Source organism: Streptococcus sp. 27098_8_91, assembly GCF_041432385.1.
GTDB lineage: Bacteria > Bacillota > Bacilli > Lactobacillales > Streptococcaceae > Streptococcus.
In genome coordinates this window covers 39630-56892 of record NZ_JAPVZN010000009.1, presented here as the reverse complement: position 1 = coordinate 56892, position 17263 = coordinate 39630, and the positions used below count along the sequence as shown (strand labels likewise).

Here is a 17263-nt window from a genome sequence, read left to right as displayed (position 1 = left end):
GAAAATTTGATTCAAGATAAACCACCTCTACCTGCAAGATAATCTGTTACAGCCTTTTCTTTTAACTCTGAACTATATTTCTTCCAGCTATGACGCTCCTTGAGCCCTTCTACACCATCTGTTTGATACATACGAATCCAATTTCTGATTGTGTCACCATTTACTCCAAATGCTTTGGTCAAAATAGATATGGACTTCCCTTGTTCAAGGTAAAGATGAACAACTTCTAACTTCTCCTCCACTGATTTCGGACCTCTTTTTGACATACGAAAACTCCCCCTGTAGTTTCTAGTGAAATTTTGTTTTTTCACTGTCCACTATAAGGGGAGTATATCAAACTTTAGTAGTAAGCAAAAGGGGGCAAAAATATTATAGCCAATTGAAACAAGAACAAGACAAGAGAGCCTCAAAAAAGTATTGCAAGTTGGTAATACCTTTTTGAGGTGCTTTTTGATATGAGCCCATGTTTTCTCAATTGACTATAGAAGCAGATTCTAATTTTGAAGTCGAGTATGAAGGTAATTTAGAAGTTTATTTTTATAAAAAAGGTGGTGGAGTGTTTAGTGATAATTCTGAAAATGAATTAGATATTTATTGCAATAATGAACTCTTTGTGACTGTAATTTTAGAATAATAAAGTGAGTATAGCAAGCTATTATTAGTAGACTGTATAAATTTATGAGTAATAGGAAGTTGTGCAAGAACGTTGTTTTATTAGAAAATAAAGTAAATCTTTTTAGTAGAGGATAAGAAACTTCCAGATGGAGATGCAGAGCAAGTCTACAAAAAGATTTCAACACCGGTAACTCCAGAGAAAGCAAACTATGCTAAAGAAAATACTCCTCAGTTGCCAAATACTGCTACTGAAGATAGCAGCACTTGGACTTCTTGGAGTAATGTATGGATTTGGTCTTGTAGCTCATAAGAAAAAAGAAGGCTAATATTCTGATTAAAAAAGATTAGCTATTTGTCAACTATAGTGGGTGAAGAAAAATTCTGACCACATAGTCTATCATGTCTGCCACATAGACAAAAGCTATTGTTGACCATTTTTATTTCTGTTATAGTTGTAATTGTTAAAGGGAGATAAAACTTCTTAACAAAATAGAAAATGAGGTCGTATCATGAAAAAAGTATTAGGTATTGGATTTTTAGTTGTTGCAGTAGTAGTCTTGTATTTTGGCTTTGTTGGATGGCCGAGTTTGGATGTTAACATCTGGGCACTATTTCCAGTAGGTTTATTTCTGTTTTTTACTCTTGAGAATTTGGTGAAAAAAGATTATAAGGCCAGTATTATGTGCTTGATTATTGCTTTTATCATCGCCAATGCCACTCTTGATCTCTTGCCACTTTCAAGCGGTTTGGTTATCGGTGCTGGAGTTCTGGCCTGTGTGGGGATTGGTTTTCTCTTTCCTGAAGCCAACAAGTAAGAAGAATAATACAAAAAATCTCGAGATTTTCTCGAGACTTTTTCTTTATTGACCTGCGTAATATTTTTGAATTCCCTTAACGATACCTGCAACCAATCTGTTTTGGTAGGCGTCACTGCGGACTTGTTGATTCTCATTGAAATTATCAATATAGCCCAATTCCAATAGAACAGCTGGTTTATCAGTTTCTCGAAGGACAGCAAAACTACTTTGTAGGAGTCCTGCATCCTTAGCACCAGTTTCAGCTAGTAGTGAAGAGTGGATATCGGCAGCCAGGCGATTGCTTTCACTGATACGGTCAGGGTGGTTATGCCAGTATGGATTGATCTTAGCACGATAGCCACTGTCTTCTTCGTAAGAGTAAGTTTGAATACCAGATCTCCCTGAAGCAGGATTCCCGCTTGCATTGAAGTGAATACTGATGAACATGTCTGAGTCCGTTTTGTTAACCATTTTTGAACGTTCAGTGACAAAGTCGACATAGACATCACTATCTCTCGAAGAAAGAACGGTATAACCAAGACCCTGGAGTTCCTTACGTAGTTTTTGATAAATTTGCATGGTTAGGTCTTTTTCCTGAGTGTTATAATAAACAGCACCAGGATCTTTTCCACCATGTCCTGGATCTAAGAAAACAGTTTTCGTGTATTTCCCTTTTTCAAATCCACGACTTATAGGTACTTCACCAATCCATTTTCCATTACTTTGGAACTGATGTGCTGTTCCATCGATTTTTCGAGTTCCCGTGACATAGACACCATTTTCATCCACATAGTAACGGGCATTGTAGTAGCTGTCGTCAATCCATTCGCTCTTAGCCATGTAACCACCTGACTTGAGGTAGTAAGAGCCGATCCATTCACGCGCTGCATATGCACCACCAGATTTTAAGTAGAACCAGCTATTATAGTTTTTATCGAAAATCCATTCTTTTTCGGCCATAGCTCCGCTAGCTTTTAGATAGTAGCTACCTATCCATTGGTTATTGGCCATAATACCTTCTTTGTTAAAATAGTACCACGAGCTACCGACTTTTTCCCATTTCTCTTGAGTTGGACGACCAGATGTTTGGGCGAAGTACCATTTTCCTTCTAAATAAACCCAGGACCTTTCAGCCATAGCTCCACTATTGGAGAGAAGGTATCCGTTAAAAATTGTCTTACTTAGCATGATACCATCTTTGTCAAAGTAGTACCAAGAACCACCAATTTTTTCCCACTTGTTTTTGATGACTTTACCAGAAGCAAGTGCATAGTACCATTGTCCATCTTGTTTTACCCAAGCACTCTCAGCCATGGCGCCGCTATTCGTTAATAGATAGCCGTCAAAAATTGTGTTGCTGAGCATGACACCGTCTTGGTCAAAATAGTACCAGACACCACCAATCTTTTCCCATTTTTGTTGAGAAATTTTTCCATAAGCGTTAGCGTAATACCATTTATCTTGGAGTTTACTCCAACCAGAATCGACCATAGCCCCGCTACTAGTCAGGATATATCCGTCAAAAATAGTATCGCTCAACATGATTCCATCTTTGTTGAAGTAGTACCATTTCCCGTGGATTTTTTTCCAGTTTAGAACAGGGGCATTATTTTCATAGAAGCGCCAGATATTTTCCTCGAATACCCAACCATCTTTTTGGACTTCAGGAGCCTTGTCTTCTTCTTTCTTAGCTGGATTTGTTGTTTGATTGGCATTTGCCTCAGTTGAAGGTTCAGTTTCCTTGGCCGGGAGACTGTTTTTCTCCACTTTGTCAGTAGAGGTTTCACTGTGTGTTGTTTCTACTGGGGTAGACTGTGCTTGGTTTTCCTCAGCATAGCTAAGGTTGCTTGTTAGACCAAATACTGAAAGCGTAATGGCACTTGCCAAGAGCGTTTTTTTCACTTGATTTATCTCCTATTTTAACTTTTTTATAATTTTATCAGAAAAGTGCCTCAGATGGAACATTTAGTGGCCAAAATCGAGGTGCTGGTGGGCTATATTGTAATAGTTGACTATTTCATCACGAAAATTTGAACAATCATGATGATATAGATGAGCAGTGTTAGTAAAAATCCAGCTCGCCAAAAGAATTTAATAAATTTTGGATAATAAAAACTACGTCTTTTGTTTAAGAAGAAAAAGACCAACACAATTGCTAGTATTGATAAGGCCGTTCCCAATACTGGAAGTTGATTGTGTGTAAACATCTTAGCCGTAATCAAATAATATTCAAAAATTAGAAAAGGAAAAGCTAAATCAGCAGCATTGATGCCCCTTTTCTTTAACTTAAAGAGTCTGCTTAAAATAATCGCCAGAGCTAAGGTTAGTACCAAAAGCAAGATGGAAGCAAGTTTCATTAAAATCATACCATTATTGTATCATAAAATTTTGAGAATAGAAAAGTAAATTCCTTGATTTATCACTGTTTTAGCAAAAAATCATTGGTAAGAAACAGATTTTATAATTCCTGCTTGAACAGAATGAATCATGTGTTCGGTACGATGATAGTTTGAACTCTCAATATAAATCTTTTTTATGTTCAACATAGAAAATATATATTAGTCAGAAGTGAAGAATAGTAGTAGAATGAGTAGCAAATAAAACAAAGGAGTTTCTTATGAAATTAGTTACGTTATGGTCAAAACTCTCACTAGGAATCCAATTATTAGTGGCTTTGGTCTTGGGGGTGATTGCTGCAGTCATCTGGCCACAATTTGCAGGATTTTATCAATTTTTAGGACAAGCCTTTATTAAATTGATCAATATGGTCATTATTCCTTTAATCTTTCCTACTATCGTTGTTGCTGTAGCTGGCGTTATCGGGAAAAAATCTTTTGGAAAAATATTGACCAAGAGTTTGGTTTACTTTTTCGCAGTAACAACTGCAATTACTCTTTTGTTTGTATTTGCTAGTTACTATTTAGGATTTGGTCAAGGAGTGAATATCGGTCAAACTGGTGGGAACCTTGATGGAATTGCCAATAATGTCAAATTTAGCGAATTTTTGCTTGGTTTTATTCCATCAAATATCGTCAAGTCTCTTTCAGAAGGTGCTCTTTTGCCAATTATCGTGTTTGCTATCTTTCTTGGTTACGGAATTGGGAATCTTAAATCAGAGAAATCTCAGAAAATTATCGAAGGTTTCCAAATCTGTATTGAGGCCATCTACAAGATTGTTACAGTGATCGTCAAACTATCACCGATTGGAATTTTTGGATTTATCGCAAAAGACGTTGCAACTACTGGTGTTGACAAATTGATTGGACTTGGTCAATTTGTAATTGGAACTTATTTGGCTTATGCTGTATTGGTTCTGCTTATTTTCCCTTTGATTGCTTTCTTCTTTAAAGTACCGTATTTGTCATCCTTTCGTGAAAATTTGAGTCTCTTGACTCTGGCCTTTGTTACGGGTAGTTCTAGTGTTGTCTTGCCATCCCTTCTTAAAGATTTGAAAAAACAGGGGCATGACGAGCATACGATTGATTTAGTTGTTCCTTTAGGATATACTTTTAACTTAGAGGGAGCAGCAGTTTATTTCTCAGTAGCGACAATCTTTATTGCCCATGCCTACGGCATTCAATTTTCTTTATCAAGTCTCTTGTTTACTGTTTTGCTTTTGACCTTGATTGGAAAAACTGCGGCAACCGTACCATCAGGAGCTATCGTGGTTCTACTAGCAGCAGCACCTCAACTGGGCTTGCCAGTTGAAGGAGTAGCCTTGATTTTTGCAGTTGATTTCTTTGTCAATGCCGGCCGTACCATGATTAATGTTTTGGGTCAAATCTTAACAGTTAGCGTTATTGAAAAAACAGAAGGATATATTTTAGAAGAAAAGGAAAGCCAACTATCAGTCAGCTTTTCTTAAGGAGATTATAAGTAATGAGTGAAGCAAAAGTTTATGTAATTCATGAGAATCTAGAATGGACCCAGCATTTGGTCAAATGGTTGGAAGAACTAGAAGTCCCTTATGAACTGTGGGATTTATCTAGTGGTATATTGGACCTTCAAAGCCCACCACCACAAGGTATCTTTTATAATCGCATGTCTGCATCCTCTCACACAAGAGGACATCGCTATGCACCAGAATTTACAGAGCAGGTGATTACTTGGTTAGAAGCACACGGACGCAAGGTTGTAAATGGAACAGGCGCTATCAACCTTGAAATCAGTAAAGTCAAACAATATTTGAAGTTAAACGAGTCTGGTATTGAGACTCCTGCGACAGTTGCAGTTTTAGGCCAAGAAAATATCATTGAAGCAGCAAGAAAATTGAACATTTATCCTTTGATTACCAAGCACAATCGAGCAGGTAAGGGATTGGGAGTTCAACTCTTTCAAAATGAAGAAGAATTGGAAGCTTATATCAATAGCCCTCTCTTTGAGCCATCAGTGGACGGGATTACCTTGTTACAAGCCTACATCAAGCCAAGTGATGGTCGTATCCGTCGTTCAGAGTTTATCAATCAAAAGTTCCTTTATACTGTTTCAATCGATTCTTCAGATGGTTTCCAACTGTGCCCAGCAGATGGTTGCCAAATCGGTAAGAGACCAGAGCAACTGGAAACATCTGAGAAATTCCAGATTACAGAACCTCTACCAGATGACCGAAGAGAAGTTTATGAAAACTTCCTAAAAAATGCGCAGATTGATGTTGCTGCTATTGAATGGGTTCAGTCAGAGAGTGGTGATATTTATGTTTATGATGTAAATACCAATACAAACTACAATCCTACCGCAGAAAAGAATGCCAATATTTTTGCCCACCAACATTTGGCTCACTATCTAAAAACAGAATTGCAAGCCCTAACGAGTGGACAATAAAGTAGGAAATTCAAAAATCCCCCAGTATTAAATGACTGGGGGATTGATTTGTTTATAATCTTCGAAAATCTCTTCAAACCACGTCAGCTTCCATCTGCAACCTCAAAATAGTATTTTGAGCTGCCTTCGTCAGTTCTATCCACAACCTCAAAACGGTGTTTTGAGCAACCTGCGGCTCGCTTCCTAGTTTGCTCTTTGATTTTCATTGAGTATTAATCGATAAAAATTATTGCTTTGTTTTAAAGTCTGGATCCTTCAAACTTTGAACACTGGCATTGATGACTGCACCGACAATCAATAACTTGGCAATGATTATAAACCAGAACATCATGACAACAACGATGATGGAACTGAAAAATCGAACGTCGACTAGATAGTTAACATAATTGTTGAAATAAGCTGAAAAGATCGTTAATAGAGATATGAGAGTGACAAACACGAATAGACTTCCAGGAAGGACGTAACGAATACGACTGACTTTCACGTTTGGAAGGAAATAATAGAGCATGATCAAGATCGCAAACAGAAAGACATAAATCAGCGGTCCTGTAAAATCCTGTAAATATGCAAATAGAGAACTTTCGGATTTCCAGTAGTTTTTTAGCAGATCCAATAACATATGACCAAACATACTTAGGAATAAGGCAAGAGCAAAGAGAATTTGAAGTCCCAAACTAACTAGGAGACTCATCAGTTGGTGTGAGATAATTCCTCTATTTTTTGCAATTCCATAGGCTTTGTTAAAGGCCTTTTGAAGGAAATTCATGGATTTTGAAAAGGTCCAAAGAGCTGATATCACCGCAAAACTTAAGAGTCCAGCAGATGGTTGTGTCAGGACTTCACGAGCAATCTTTGCTACTACATCATAGATTGTATCTGGTAAAAGTTCTTTTAAGGTTAGTAAAAAATTAGAGATTGGAATTTGAAAATAAGGCAAGATATTGACGGCTATCATAAGTAAAGGGAAGATTGAAATCAACCAATAGTAGGCAACGGCTACACTAGTCAACTCACTATCTGAGACTTGATAGTAATGCAAAAAAGCTTTTAACAGAGGTTTATCTGTTATTTTTCTCCATAGCTTTATCATTTATCAATCCTCCATTTTTTAATTGTTTATGTTATATAGCCATTAATTTCTGCGAACTAATTCCATCATATCATAAGGTAATGTGTTGGCTGATTCTTTTAGGGAATAAGTTTCTAGGTTGTTCACATTTTGTCGCAGTTTTTTAGCATACTGGGCTGAAATAAGTTTTTGTTTCTCGTATTCAAAGATGGACTTACGTTCTAGATAGTATCCTCTCAACATTTCGTCGATATTATTGGGTTTGATACGATTGATAACCCGTTCCACAAAGGCACCACTGGTAATATGACTGGTTTCACGGAGACGTGATTCCTGCATGAAGCTGATCAGAGAACTCTTATAAATCCCTTTGAGGTTTTCTAAACTTTCGATGATGATTTCAGTGTTGGCTAGATAGAGCTCTGCAATCTGGTCATAATCGATGGCAAGAAGTCTTTGGTTTTCCTTGTCTCTCCAAGAACGAAAGGTTTTTCCAAATGTGAGCAACTCATGAAGGAGAAACCGCACAATCCGTATAGAAACAAGGAAGTAGTAGGTTAGGCGAGAAGCAAAGTTTCGCTTAATATTTTTCTCCATGCTTTTCAAGTACCGTTGATAAACACGATAACCTCTTTCACCGATTTTGCCTTCTTCGTAAGCTTGTTCCAAACCATCGTTCTCGATACTGAGAATCAAGAGTTTAAGAGCTTCCCAGTCTTCCTGAATTTCCTTATTTTCCTGGCTGAGGATGAGATTTTCAATCCGTCCATGATAGTTATCAATCGCAGCATAGAGTGGAACCTTGTTTTTAGTATGGTTCAAATCTCTCTCTAACTCCATGGCAACATCATTTAGGATAGCGATGTGCATGAGATGATCCTTAGATGGCTCTTGCTCTTCTGAAAGGTGTGGCAAGACCAGTAATCCAGTAAGAAAACTTACAAGGGTTACACCTGCGACGAGGAAGAGAAGAAGAGGATATTCTTGCTCTAAGTTAGACGGTATCAAGAGGATAGTAGCAATAGAAACTGTTCCCTTAACTCCAGAAAATGTCAAGAGAAGCATATCTTTAACATACTTGTGGAGACTTTTTTGAAGTTTCTTAATCCGAAACGCGTAAAAACCGTAAATCATTACAAAGCGGATAGCAAAGAGTAGGAAGGTTAAAAGAAAGACTGTGACAAGAAGAAGCACATTGTTATAAAAAGCACTCTTAAGAATCGGCTCAGCAATCATCTCCAGTTCCATTCCTAACAGTACGAAGACAGAACCATTGAGCATAAAGGTAACAGTGTGCCAAACGGTCTCAGTCACTGTATCCACTTGAGCTTCGAGAAGATTTATCTTTTTAAAACGACTGGCTTTTAAAATACCAGCGACAACGACCGCGATAATTCCAGAAACATGAATTCCTTCAGCTATGAAGAAGGTTAGAAGTGGTAAACTAAGATCCAGCAAGAGTTCACTGGCTATATCAGTAGCTCGAACACTGAGTAGAAAAGTATGGAGGAAACGATTGATTAAGGCTGTTATAAAGCCGACTGCAAACCCTCCAACGATGGAAATTGCTAATGAAGTACCAGCTTGGGTAAGTGAGAAAGTCCCTGTTGTCCATGCGATGAGAGCAACACGAAAGGCAATTAGCCCAGAAGCGTCATTTAACAGGCCTTCTCCTTTTAAGATATTTGAAATTCGTTTTGGAAAAGTAAAACGTTCAGAAAGGGAAGCAAAGGCAACCAGGTCAGTAGGACCAAGTGCAGCCCCTACGGCTAGGCAGGCAGCTAAAGGTAAGCTTGCCCAAAGGACATGGGCAAGGCCTCCCATGCTCAATGTTGATACAAAGATAACAGGGAAAATCAGGTAGAGAACGATTTTCCAGTGTTTTAAGATAGAGGTTACATCTGTTTCTTGAGCTTCTCGAAAGAGGAGCGGTCCGATAACTAAAGCAAGAAACAATTCAGTATCTAGATGATATTGGTTATTAGGTAAGCAAAGACCAATACCGATACCCAGCAAAATCTGAATCAGGGGCATGGGTAAAAAGGGAAGAAGTTTATTGGTCGTACTAGAAACAATGAGAACAAGTAAAAATATCAAGAGATAAAAAAGTAAATCCATCTTCTACCTCCTTATTTTTGTTTTCGACAAGCTTCAAAAAGTTCCTTTTGTTCTTGGATTTTTTGATCAATTTTCGAGCAGTCCTTATGCTCGATTTTCTTCTGACAACGCTCCATTTCAAGTGTTATCATTTTTTTCTTGATTTTCAGCATCTTCTTGCTCATATGAGCTTCATCTAACATACCAACTGCCCGTTCATGTTGGGTTGATTCAACGAATTTGTGGCGAAGACCTTCTATTTTATCTCGTAGGTATTGTTTATCCATGGCGATACCTTTCTAATTTTTCAATCATGACTAAAAACGGTGGATTGTTGATCTGGTTGAGAGTGCGATAGATCGTAGAAGTATATTCTTGTTGTGGTAAGTGACTGACAAAATCCATGACTGCATCCCGTTCTATATCTCCGCCTTCATGCCCGTAATAAATCATGATGGCTATTCGTCCACCTTTAACTAGCATTTGGCAAAGTTTATCCAGTGCTTCAATAGTTGTTTGAGGTTGGGTGATAATGCTTTTATCAGCTGAAGGAAGATAACCAAGATTAAAGATGGCTGCTTTCACCTCAGTTACAAACTGATCCACGGTTTCATGACCTTGTAGGATTAATTCTGCATTGGTCAAACCAGCTTCTTGGAGACGTTGGCTAGTCTTTTCTAGAGCTTGTTCCTGTATATCAAAAGCGTAGACTTGTTTAGCTAACTTGGCAAGAAAAAGGGTATCGTGGCCATTTCCCATGGTCGCATCAGCGACAATATCCTCTTGGGTGATGACTTGGGCAAGAAAATCATGTGCCATTTCAAGTGGTCTTTTCATTCATAAACTCCTGTTTTACAGCCTTGCATCCTTGGACGCTACCGCGTCGTCTCATTTCAGCCTCAATGCTATTTAGAACTTCCCATTTATTGAGACTCCACATAGGACCAATCAGCATATCCCTAGGCGCATCACCCGTAATCCGATGGATGACAATATGCTTGGGAATAATTTCTAGTTGGTCACAGATGACCTTGACATATTCATCCTGACTCATGAGCTGCAAACGACCTTCATGATAGTCGCGTTGCATTCGAGTGTTGGTCATGAGGTGAAGTAGGTGAAGTTTAATCCCTTGGATATCATTGTCCCTTACACAACGCCGAACGTTTTCTACCATCATTTCATGAGTTTCACCTGGCAAACCATTGATCAAATGGGCAACAATCTCGATTTTAGGATATTTTCTCAAGCGCTTTACAGTCTCCACGTAGAGTTCATAGGAGTGGGCGCGGTTAATCAATTCTGAAGTTTCTTCATAAGTAGTTTGTAAGCCTAACTCTACGGTAACATGCATTCGCTCTGATAATTCTGCCAAGTATTCAATTGTCTCATCAGGAAGGCAATCTGGTCGAGTTCCAATATTGATGCCAACTACACCTGGTTCGTTGATAGCTTGTTCATAGCGCTCGCGAATCACTTCCAGCTTTTCATGAGTATTGGTAAAATTTTGGAAGTAAACCAAATACTTTTTAACATCTGGCCACTTACGGTGCATAAAGTCAATTTCCTTATAGAATTGCTCGCGGATAGGTGCATCAGGAGCAACGATTGCATCTCCAGAACCAGAAACCGTACAAAAAGTACAGCCCCCATGTGCTACAGTTCCATCGCGATTGGGACAATCAAAGCCAGCATCAATAGGGACTTTAAAAGTCTTTTCTCCAAATAAATTTCGATAATAATCATTCAAGGTATTATAGGATTTCATAGCTAATATTATATCAAAAAAGACTCGCAAACTCAAAAAAGGTCAGCAAGAGAGAGCGTGCCTAGAAAGTGAAACGACAGAAAAAGTCAAATTTTTTTTATAAAAGCCTTTACAAAAAAATAAAAAGTGGTAAAATTAAAACATAAACATGCGCAAACGTTTTCGTAAAACGTTTGCCGAATAAATATAAAGGAGATTTGAATGATGAAAGATACATTCAAAAATGTCTTGTCTTTCGAATTTTGGCAGAAATTCGGTAAGGCTCTAATGGTGGTTATCGCTGTTATGCCGGCGGCTGGATTGATGATTTCAATCGGTAAGTCACTTGCAATGATTGACCCAAACCTTGCTCCCCTAGTTATTACTGGTGGCGTACTAGAGCAAATTGGTTGGGGGGTTATCGGTAACCTTCATATTTTGTTTGCCCTCGCTATTGGAGGAAGCTGGGCTAAAGAACGTGCTGGTGGTGCTTTTGCGGCAGGTCTTGCATTTATCCTTATTAACCGTATCACTGGTACAATCTTCGGTGTATCAGGGGATATGTTGAAAGATCCTAACGCTATGGTTTCAACAATCTTTGGTGGATCTATCAAGGTTTCTGATTACTTCATTAGCGTACTTGAGGCTCCAGCCCTTAACATGGGGGTATTTGTAGGGATTATCTCAGGTTTTGTTGGAGCGACTGCTTTTAACAAATACTACAACTTCCGTAAACTTCCTGATGCACTTTCATTCTTTAACGGGAAACGTTTTGTACCATTTGTAGTTATTCTTCGCTCAGCAATCGCTGCAATTCTTCTTTCAGCTTTCTGGCCACTGATTCAGACAGGTATCAACAACTTCGGTATCTGGATTGCCAACTCACAAGAAACTGCTCCAATCCTTGCACCATTCTTGTATGGTACTTTGGAACGCTTGCTCTTGCCATTTGGTCTTCACCATATGTTGACTATCCCAATGAACTATACAGCTCTTGGTGGTACTTACGATATTTTAACTGGTGCAGCAAAAGGCACTCAAGTATTTGGACAAGATCCGCTTTGGCTTGCATGGGTAACAGACCTTGTTAACCTTAAAGGTACTGATGCTAGCCAATACCAAACATTGCTCGATACAGTTCATCCAGCTCGTTTCAAAGTTGGACAAATGATTGGTTCATTCGGTATTTTGATGGGTGTGGCTGCTGCTATTTACCGTAATGTTGAAGCAGACAAGAAACACCAATACAAAGGAATGATGATTGCAACAGCTCTTGCAACATTCTTGACTGGTGTTACTGAACCAATTGAATATATGTTCATGTTCGTTGCAACACCTATGTATCTTGTTTATTCAGTAGTTCAAGGTGCTGCCTTTGCTATGGCTGACGTGGTTAACCTACGTATGCACTCATTCGGTTCTATCGAATTCTTGACTCGTACACCAATGGCGATCAATGCGGGTCTCGGTATGGATATTATTAACTTTATCTGGGTAACAGCGCTATTTGCAGTTATCATGTACTTCATCGCCAACTTCATGATTCAAAAATTCAACTATGCTACTCCAGGACGTAACGGAAACTACGAAACTGCTGAAGGTTCATCAGAATCTGCTGCTTCTGGTGAGTCAAAAGTTGCAGAAGCTTCTCAAGCTGTTAACATCATCAACCTTCTTGGTGGACGTGCTAACATCGTTGATGTTGACGCATGTATGACTCGTCTTCGTGTTACTGTAAAAGACGCTGAAAAAGTCGGAACAGAAGAACAATGGAAAGCTGAAGGAGCTATGGGACTTGTCATGAAAGGGCAAGGTGTCCAAGCTATCTATGGACCTAAAGCTGATGTTTTGAAATCAGATATTCAAGACCTTCTTGACTCAGGTGAAGTGATTCCTGAAACTCTTCCAAGTCAAATAGCATCATCTTCTAAAAATGCTGTTGTATATAAAGGTGTAACTGAAGAAGTTTATTCAGTTGCTGACGGTCAAGTGGTTGCCTTGGAACAAGTAAAAGACCCAGTATTTGCTCAAAAAATGATGGGTGATGGATTTGCGGTGGAACCAGCAAACGGAAACATTGTATCTCCAGTATCAGGTACTGTATCAAGTATCTTCCCAACTAAACACGCTCTTGGTCTTGTGACTGAAGCAGGCCTTGAAGTACTTGTTCACATTGGTTTGGACACAGTAAGTCTTGAAGGAAAACCATTTACAGTTCATGTTGCTGAAGGACAAAAAGTTGCGGCAGGTGATCTTCTTGTCACAGCTGACTTGGATGCTATCCGTGCAGCAGGACGCGAAACTTCAACAGTAGTTGTCTTCACAAATGGTGATGCGATCAAATCAGTTAAATTAGAACAAACAGGTTCTCTTGCTGCTAAAACAGCAGTTGCAAAAGTAGAATTGTAATATTTAGGAGGTTGGAAGCTGTTTCCAACCTCTTGTTTATAGGAGAAAAGCATGAAGTTTTTAACACTCAATACCCATAGTTGGATGGAAAAAGATCCTGAACAAAAGTTCCAACTTTTACTCCAAGATATACTTGAAAACAGTTATGATTTGATTTGTTTTCAGGAAATCAACCAAGAAATCACCTCAGCTCAAGTAGAAACAGGCCCACTTTATCAGCCATTACCATCGGCTGAGCCGATTCATCAAGACCACTATGTGCGACTTTTGGTAGAGAAGTTGGCTGAGCAAGGTCAAAACTATTATTGGACTTGGGCCTACAACCATATCGGTTACGATCGTTACCATGAAGGTGTTGCAATCCTATCTAAAACACCAATTGAGGCGCGTGAAATTTTGGTTTCAGATGTCGATGATCCGACAGATTACCACACTCGTCGAGTTGCTCTAGCAGAAACAGTAGTTGAAGGTAAAGCACTTGCAGTTGCGAGTGTCCATCTCTCTTGGTGGGATAAAGGCTTCCAAGAGGAATGGGCGCGCGTTGAAGCAGTTTTGAAAGAATTGAACAAGCCACTCTTGCTAGCAGGTGATTTTAACAACCCAGCAGGTCAGGAGGGTTACCAAGCAATTCTTGCTAGTCCATTAGGCTTGCAAGACGCCTTTGAAGTTGCAAAAGAAAGAAGTGGTAGCTACACCGTTCCACCTGAAATTGATGGTTGGAAGGGAAACAGCGAACCTCTTCGAATCGATTATATCTTTACGACAAAGGATATGCAGGTAGAAAACCTTCACGTGGTCTTTGATGGTAAAAACAGCCCACAGGTGAGCGACCATTATGGTCTCCAAGCAGAATTAGCTTGGAAAGACTAAATAAGGTATTTTAGTAAAAACAAACCAGTCCCCCTTCTATTAGCAGAAGGGGTTGATTTATTTAAGGAGTTAATATAGTTAAAGTTTTTTATTGAATAACTTGTAAAAAAAGATAAAATCCTTTAAAATAAAAAGTGTTGGAGGAATTTATGATTGTAAATCAAATAAAGCGTATGATCCCGACGCTAAAGGTAAATAATAGAAATCTAAATGAATCATTTTATATTGAGACTTTGGGGATGAAACCTTTGCTTGAAGAGTCAGCCTTCTTATCACTAGGAGACCAGTCAGGCATTGAAAAGTTAGTTTTAGAAGAGTCACCAAGTATGAGGAGCCGTAAGGTTGAAGGGATTAAAAAATTAGCTAGATTACTTGTAAAGGTAGAGAAGCCATCTGAGATTGAAGCCTTACTAGCTAGAATGGAAGAAATCCCTCAACTCTATAAGGGAGCTAAGGGATATGCTTTTGAGCTTCTTTCTCCAGAAGGGGATTGTATTCTTATTCATGCTGAAGATAATATCAAAGATTTGAAAAAAGTTGAGGAAGAAGTCACTTTTTCAATAGATGAGAAACTGAGATATTTGACAGCCTTTGAAATCTCGGTGGAAATCAACTTGCCAGATGAGACATCAAGCCTGCTTGAAAAAGAAGAAATCGAAAATCGACTAGCTTTTAATCAAGCTCAAGGGAGCGATTTACTGGTTGAAAATAATGTAACTTGGGACTTGTCCATGTTGAAATTTCAAGTAGAGAATTTAGATTTGCCTGTATTGCGTCAGCGTTTTGAAGAAGCTGGTTACTTTATTCCAAAATCGGAGAAGTTTTTCCTAACTAAGGATACCAACAATATTGAATTGTGGTTTGAAGCAGTATGAAACAAAAAATCATTCAAAAAATAAAGCAACAAATTGAGGCGGGGATTTATCCTGGTGCCTCTTTTGCATATTATCAGGATGGCGTTTGGTCTGACTGGTATCTAGGAGAAGCAAATCCAGAAATTGGTGAGCAGACTCGTGAGGACTTGGTCTATGATTTGGCAAGTGTCAGCAAGGTTGTTGGAGTAGGAACGGTCTTAACCTTCTTGTGGAAGGAAGGTAAGATTGAGCTTGATAACTCCATAAGAGACTATCTTCCAGAAGTAGATTATCCAGACATCACTGTTCGTCAACTCCTAACGCATGCGACAGATTTGGATCCTTTTATCCCAAATAGGGATCAGCTTTCAGAAGACCAGTTGAGGAATGCCATGTATCATTTGAATCGCCGAGAGAAGAGAGCCTTTCTCTACTCGGATGTGCACTTTCTCTTGCTAGGTTTTCTCTTGGAAAACTATTTTGAAAAGGACTTGGATCAGATTTTACAAGAGCAAGTTTTGGATCCTTGGGGAATGAAGGAAACTCAGTTTGGTCCAGTTAACTGTGCTGTTCCAACGGTCCGTGGACAGAAAGCAGGAGTGGTCCATGATCCCAAGGCTCGTTTGCTTGGAAAGCATGCAGGTAGTGCAGGTTTGTTTTCGACAGTTCATGATTTAAAAATCTTTCTAGAGCATTATTTGCAGTATGATTTTGCTGCAGACTTAAGTCAGAATTTTTCGGATCTGAGTGATAAAGAACGCTCATTGGCCTGGAATCTTGAAGGTGATTGGCTGGACCATACAGGCTATACTGGGACCTTTATCATGTGGAATCGTAAGAAACAAGAGGCGGTAATCTTTTTATCTAACAGAACCTATGAAAAAGATGAGCGTGCCCAGTGGATATTGGACCGTAATCAGGTTATGGACTTGATTCGAGAGGCAGACTAGGGAGGAAGTATGTCAAAAGTTTTAAAAGGAACTCTTTATACAGTCATTGCAGGTATTGCCTGGGGCTTGTCGGGAACCAGTGGTCAGTACTTGATGGTTCACGGGATTTCAGCTCTCGTTCTGACCAATATCCGTTTGATAATCGCTGGATTACTCTTGGTTCTTCTGGCTTATACTAAATCGAGGGATAAATTTATGGCTTTTCTGAAGGATAAATCAAGCCTGTTTTCTCTCTTGATATTTTCTTTATTTGGTCTTTTTCTAAATCAATTAGCTTATCTATCAGCTATTCAGGAGACAAATGCTGGGACAGCGACAGTACTTCAGTATGTCTGTCCAGTTGGAATCCTTGCTTACACTTGTATCAAGGATAAGGTGGCTCCGACGCTTTCAGAAATCATCTCTATGTTTTTAGCTATAGGTGGGACTTTTCTCATTGCAACCCATGGGCAATTGGATCAACTCTCGATGACTCCAGCTGGTTTATTTTGGGGTTTGTTCTCGGCCCTGACCTATGCTCTTTATATCATTTTACCCATAAAATTGATTCAAAAATGGGGGAGCATATTGGTTATTGGTGTTGGAATGACCATCTCTGGTTTTTTAGCAGTGCCTTTTACAGGGATTATCGGGGCTAGTGTTCCCTTAGCTTTTGATACCATTCTAGCTTTTGCAGGCATCATTCTGATTGGAACGGTCTTTGCCTATACAGCCTTCCTCAAGGGAGCCAGTATGATAGGACCAGTCAAGTCTAGCCTTTTGGCTTCGATTGAGCCTATCTCGGCAGTATTTTTCGCCTTCATGATTATGGGAGATATTTTCTATCCGATTGACTTTGTTGGAATGGCTATGATTTTATTAGCTGTAACAATTATTTCATTGAAGGATCTAATATTGGAAAAGAAACATCACTCCGTTTAATGGATTAAACCAGTCTTTGATAAGGCTGGTTTTAATCTTCCAGCTAGTTGGTTCATATAACTTTATACTCTTCGAAAATCAAATTCAAACTGCGTCAACGTCGCCTTGCCGTA

Annotated in this window: 16 protein-coding genes and 3 pseudogenes; 10 read left to right on the top strand and 9 right to left on the bottom strand. The window is 38.9% G+C overall.

What is annotated here, in order from left to right; all coding sequences use genetic code 11:
• Positions 1-17 precede the first annotated feature (17 nt).
• Both O3611_RS08380 and O3611_RS08375 read right to left on the bottom strand, forming a co-directional pair.
• Positions 18-266 (bottom strand): annotated as a pseudogene (locus tag O3611_RS08380) (transposase); the annotation flags it as partial.
• A gap of 103 nt (positions 267-369) precedes the next feature.
• Positions 370-476 (bottom strand): annotated as a pseudogene (locus tag O3611_RS08375) (IS630 family transposase); the annotation flags it as partial.
• Between O3611_RS08375 and O3611_RS08370 the strand changes: the two are divergent.
• The 3 genes and pseudogenes from O3611_RS08370 to O3611_RS08360 all read left to right on the top strand — a co-directional run bounded on the left by O3611_RS08370 (position 464) and on the right by O3611_RS08360 (position 1430).
• Positions 464-634, top strand: coding sequence for a hypothetical protein (locus O3611_RS08370; protein ID WP_193388990.1), 171 nt, complete (start codon positions 464-466; stop codon positions 632-634). The pseudogene O3611_RS08375 and the gene O3611_RS08370 overlap by 13 nt on opposite strands.
• 210 nt (positions 635-844) lie before the next feature.
• Positions 845-941: pseudogene (locus O3611_RS08365) on the top strand (cell wall anchor protein); the annotation flags it as partial.
• A 183-nt stretch (positions 942-1124) separates the two neighbouring features.
• Positions 1125-1430 (top strand): hypothetical protein, encoded by a 306-nt coding sequence (locus O3611_RS08360; protein ID WP_371608352.1) that lies wholly within the window; start codon positions 1125-1127, stop codon positions 1428-1430.
• A 45-nt stretch (positions 1431-1475) separates the two neighbouring features.
• Here the strand turns inward: O3611_RS08360 and O3611_RS08355 are convergent, their stop codons facing one another.
• Together O3611_RS08355 and O3611_RS08350 are read right to left on the bottom strand one after the other, a co-directional pair.
• A complete protein-coding gene (locus O3611_RS08355) occupies positions 1476-3314 on the bottom strand; it encodes an N-acetylmuramoyl-L-alanine amidase (RefSeq protein ID WP_371608351.1) in 1839 nt (612 codons plus the stop codon).
• 110 nt (positions 3315-3424) lie between these two features.
• Complete coding sequence (locus O3611_RS08350; RefSeq protein ID WP_083301295.1) at positions 3425-3778, bottom strand: DUF3397 domain-containing protein; 354 nt, start codon at positions 3776-3778, stop codon at positions 3425-3427.
• Between the two features lie 251 nt (positions 3779-4029).
• On the opposite strand from O3611_RS08350, the gene O3611_RS08345 reads away from it, so the two are divergent.
• Together O3611_RS08345 and O3611_RS08340 are read left to right on the top strand one after the other, a co-directional pair.
• The gene (locus O3611_RS08345) at positions 4030-5277 is read left to right on the top strand and encodes a dicarboxylate/amino acid:cation symporter (protein WP_371608350.1); all 1248 of its coding nucleotides are present in this window, start codon (positions 4030-4032) and stop codon (positions 5275-5277) included.
• Positions 5278-5291: 14 nt separating this feature from the next.
• The gene (locus O3611_RS08340; RefSeq protein ID WP_371608349.1) at positions 5292-6233 is read left to right on the top strand and encodes a RimK family alpha-L-glutamate ligase; all 942 of its coding nucleotides are present in this window, start codon (positions 5292-5294) and stop codon (positions 6231-6233) included.
• Positions 6234-6459: 226 nt separating this feature from the next.
• Here the strand turns inward: O3611_RS08340 and O3611_RS08335 are convergent, their stop codons facing one another.
• From O3611_RS08335 to O3611_RS08315, 5 genes are read right to left on the bottom strand one after another with little or no spacing between them, the layout of a single operon-like run.
• Positions 6460-7323, bottom strand: coding sequence for a YihY/virulence factor BrkB family protein (locus O3611_RS08335; protein ID WP_371608348.1), 864 nt, complete (start codon positions 7321-7323; stop codon positions 6460-6462).
• 42 nt (positions 7324-7365) lie between these two features.
• The gene (locus tag O3611_RS08330; RefSeq protein ID WP_371608347.1) at positions 7366-9420 is read right to left on the bottom strand and encodes a cation:proton antiporter; all 2055 of its coding nucleotides are present in this window, start codon (positions 9418-9420) and stop codon (positions 7366-7368) included.
• Positions 9421-9431: 11 nt separating this feature from the next.
• The gene (locus O3611_RS08325; protein WP_006150587.1) at positions 9432-9686 is read right to left on the bottom strand and encodes a hypothetical protein; all 255 of its coding nucleotides are present in this window, start codon (positions 9684-9686) and stop codon (positions 9432-9434) included.
• Positions 9679-10236, bottom strand: coding sequence for a class I SAM-dependent methyltransferase (locus O3611_RS08320; protein ID WP_371608346.1), 558 nt, complete (start codon positions 10234-10236; stop codon positions 9679-9681). The genes O3611_RS08325 and O3611_RS08320 overlap by 8 nt, the downstream gene beginning before the upstream one ends.
• On the bottom strand, positions 10220-11167 hold the full coding sequence (locus tag O3611_RS08315) for a TIGR01212 family radical SAM protein (protein WP_049504214.1): 948 nt from the start codon (positions 11165-11167) through the stop codon (positions 10220-10222). Before O3611_RS08315 ends, O3611_RS08320 begins: the two co-directional genes overlap by 17 nt.
• 201 nt (positions 11168-11368) lie before the next feature.
• On the opposite strand from O3611_RS08315, the gene O3611_RS08310 reads away from it, so the two are divergent.
• From O3611_RS08310 to O3611_RS08290, 5 genes are all read left to right on the top strand, one after another.
• Entirely contained in the window at positions 11369-13555 is a 2187-nt protein-coding gene (locus O3611_RS08310; protein WP_371608345.1) for a PTS transporter subunit IIBC, read from the top strand.
• Positions 13556-13606: 51 nt separating this feature from the next.
• A complete protein-coding gene (locus tag O3611_RS08305) occupies positions 13607-14425 on the top strand; it encodes an endonuclease/exonuclease/phosphatase family protein (protein WP_371608344.1) in 819 nt (272 codons plus the stop codon).
• Between the two features lie 149 nt (positions 14426-14574).
• Entirely contained in the window at positions 14575-15300 is a 726-nt protein-coding gene (locus O3611_RS08300; RefSeq protein WP_371608343.1) for a CppA N-terminal domain-containing protein, read from the top strand.
• A complete protein-coding gene (locus O3611_RS08295) occupies positions 15297-16229 on the top strand; it encodes a serine hydrolase domain-containing protein (RefSeq protein ID WP_371608342.1) in 933 nt (310 codons plus the stop codon). Before O3611_RS08300 ends, O3611_RS08295 begins: the two co-directional genes overlap by 4 nt.
• Positions 16230-16238: 9 nt before the next feature.
• The gene (locus O3611_RS08290) at positions 16239-17150 is read left to right on the top strand and encodes a DMT family transporter (RefSeq protein WP_371608341.1); all 912 of its coding nucleotides are present in this window, start codon (positions 16239-16241) and stop codon (positions 17148-17150) included.
• Positions 17151-17263 lie beyond the last annotated feature (113 nt).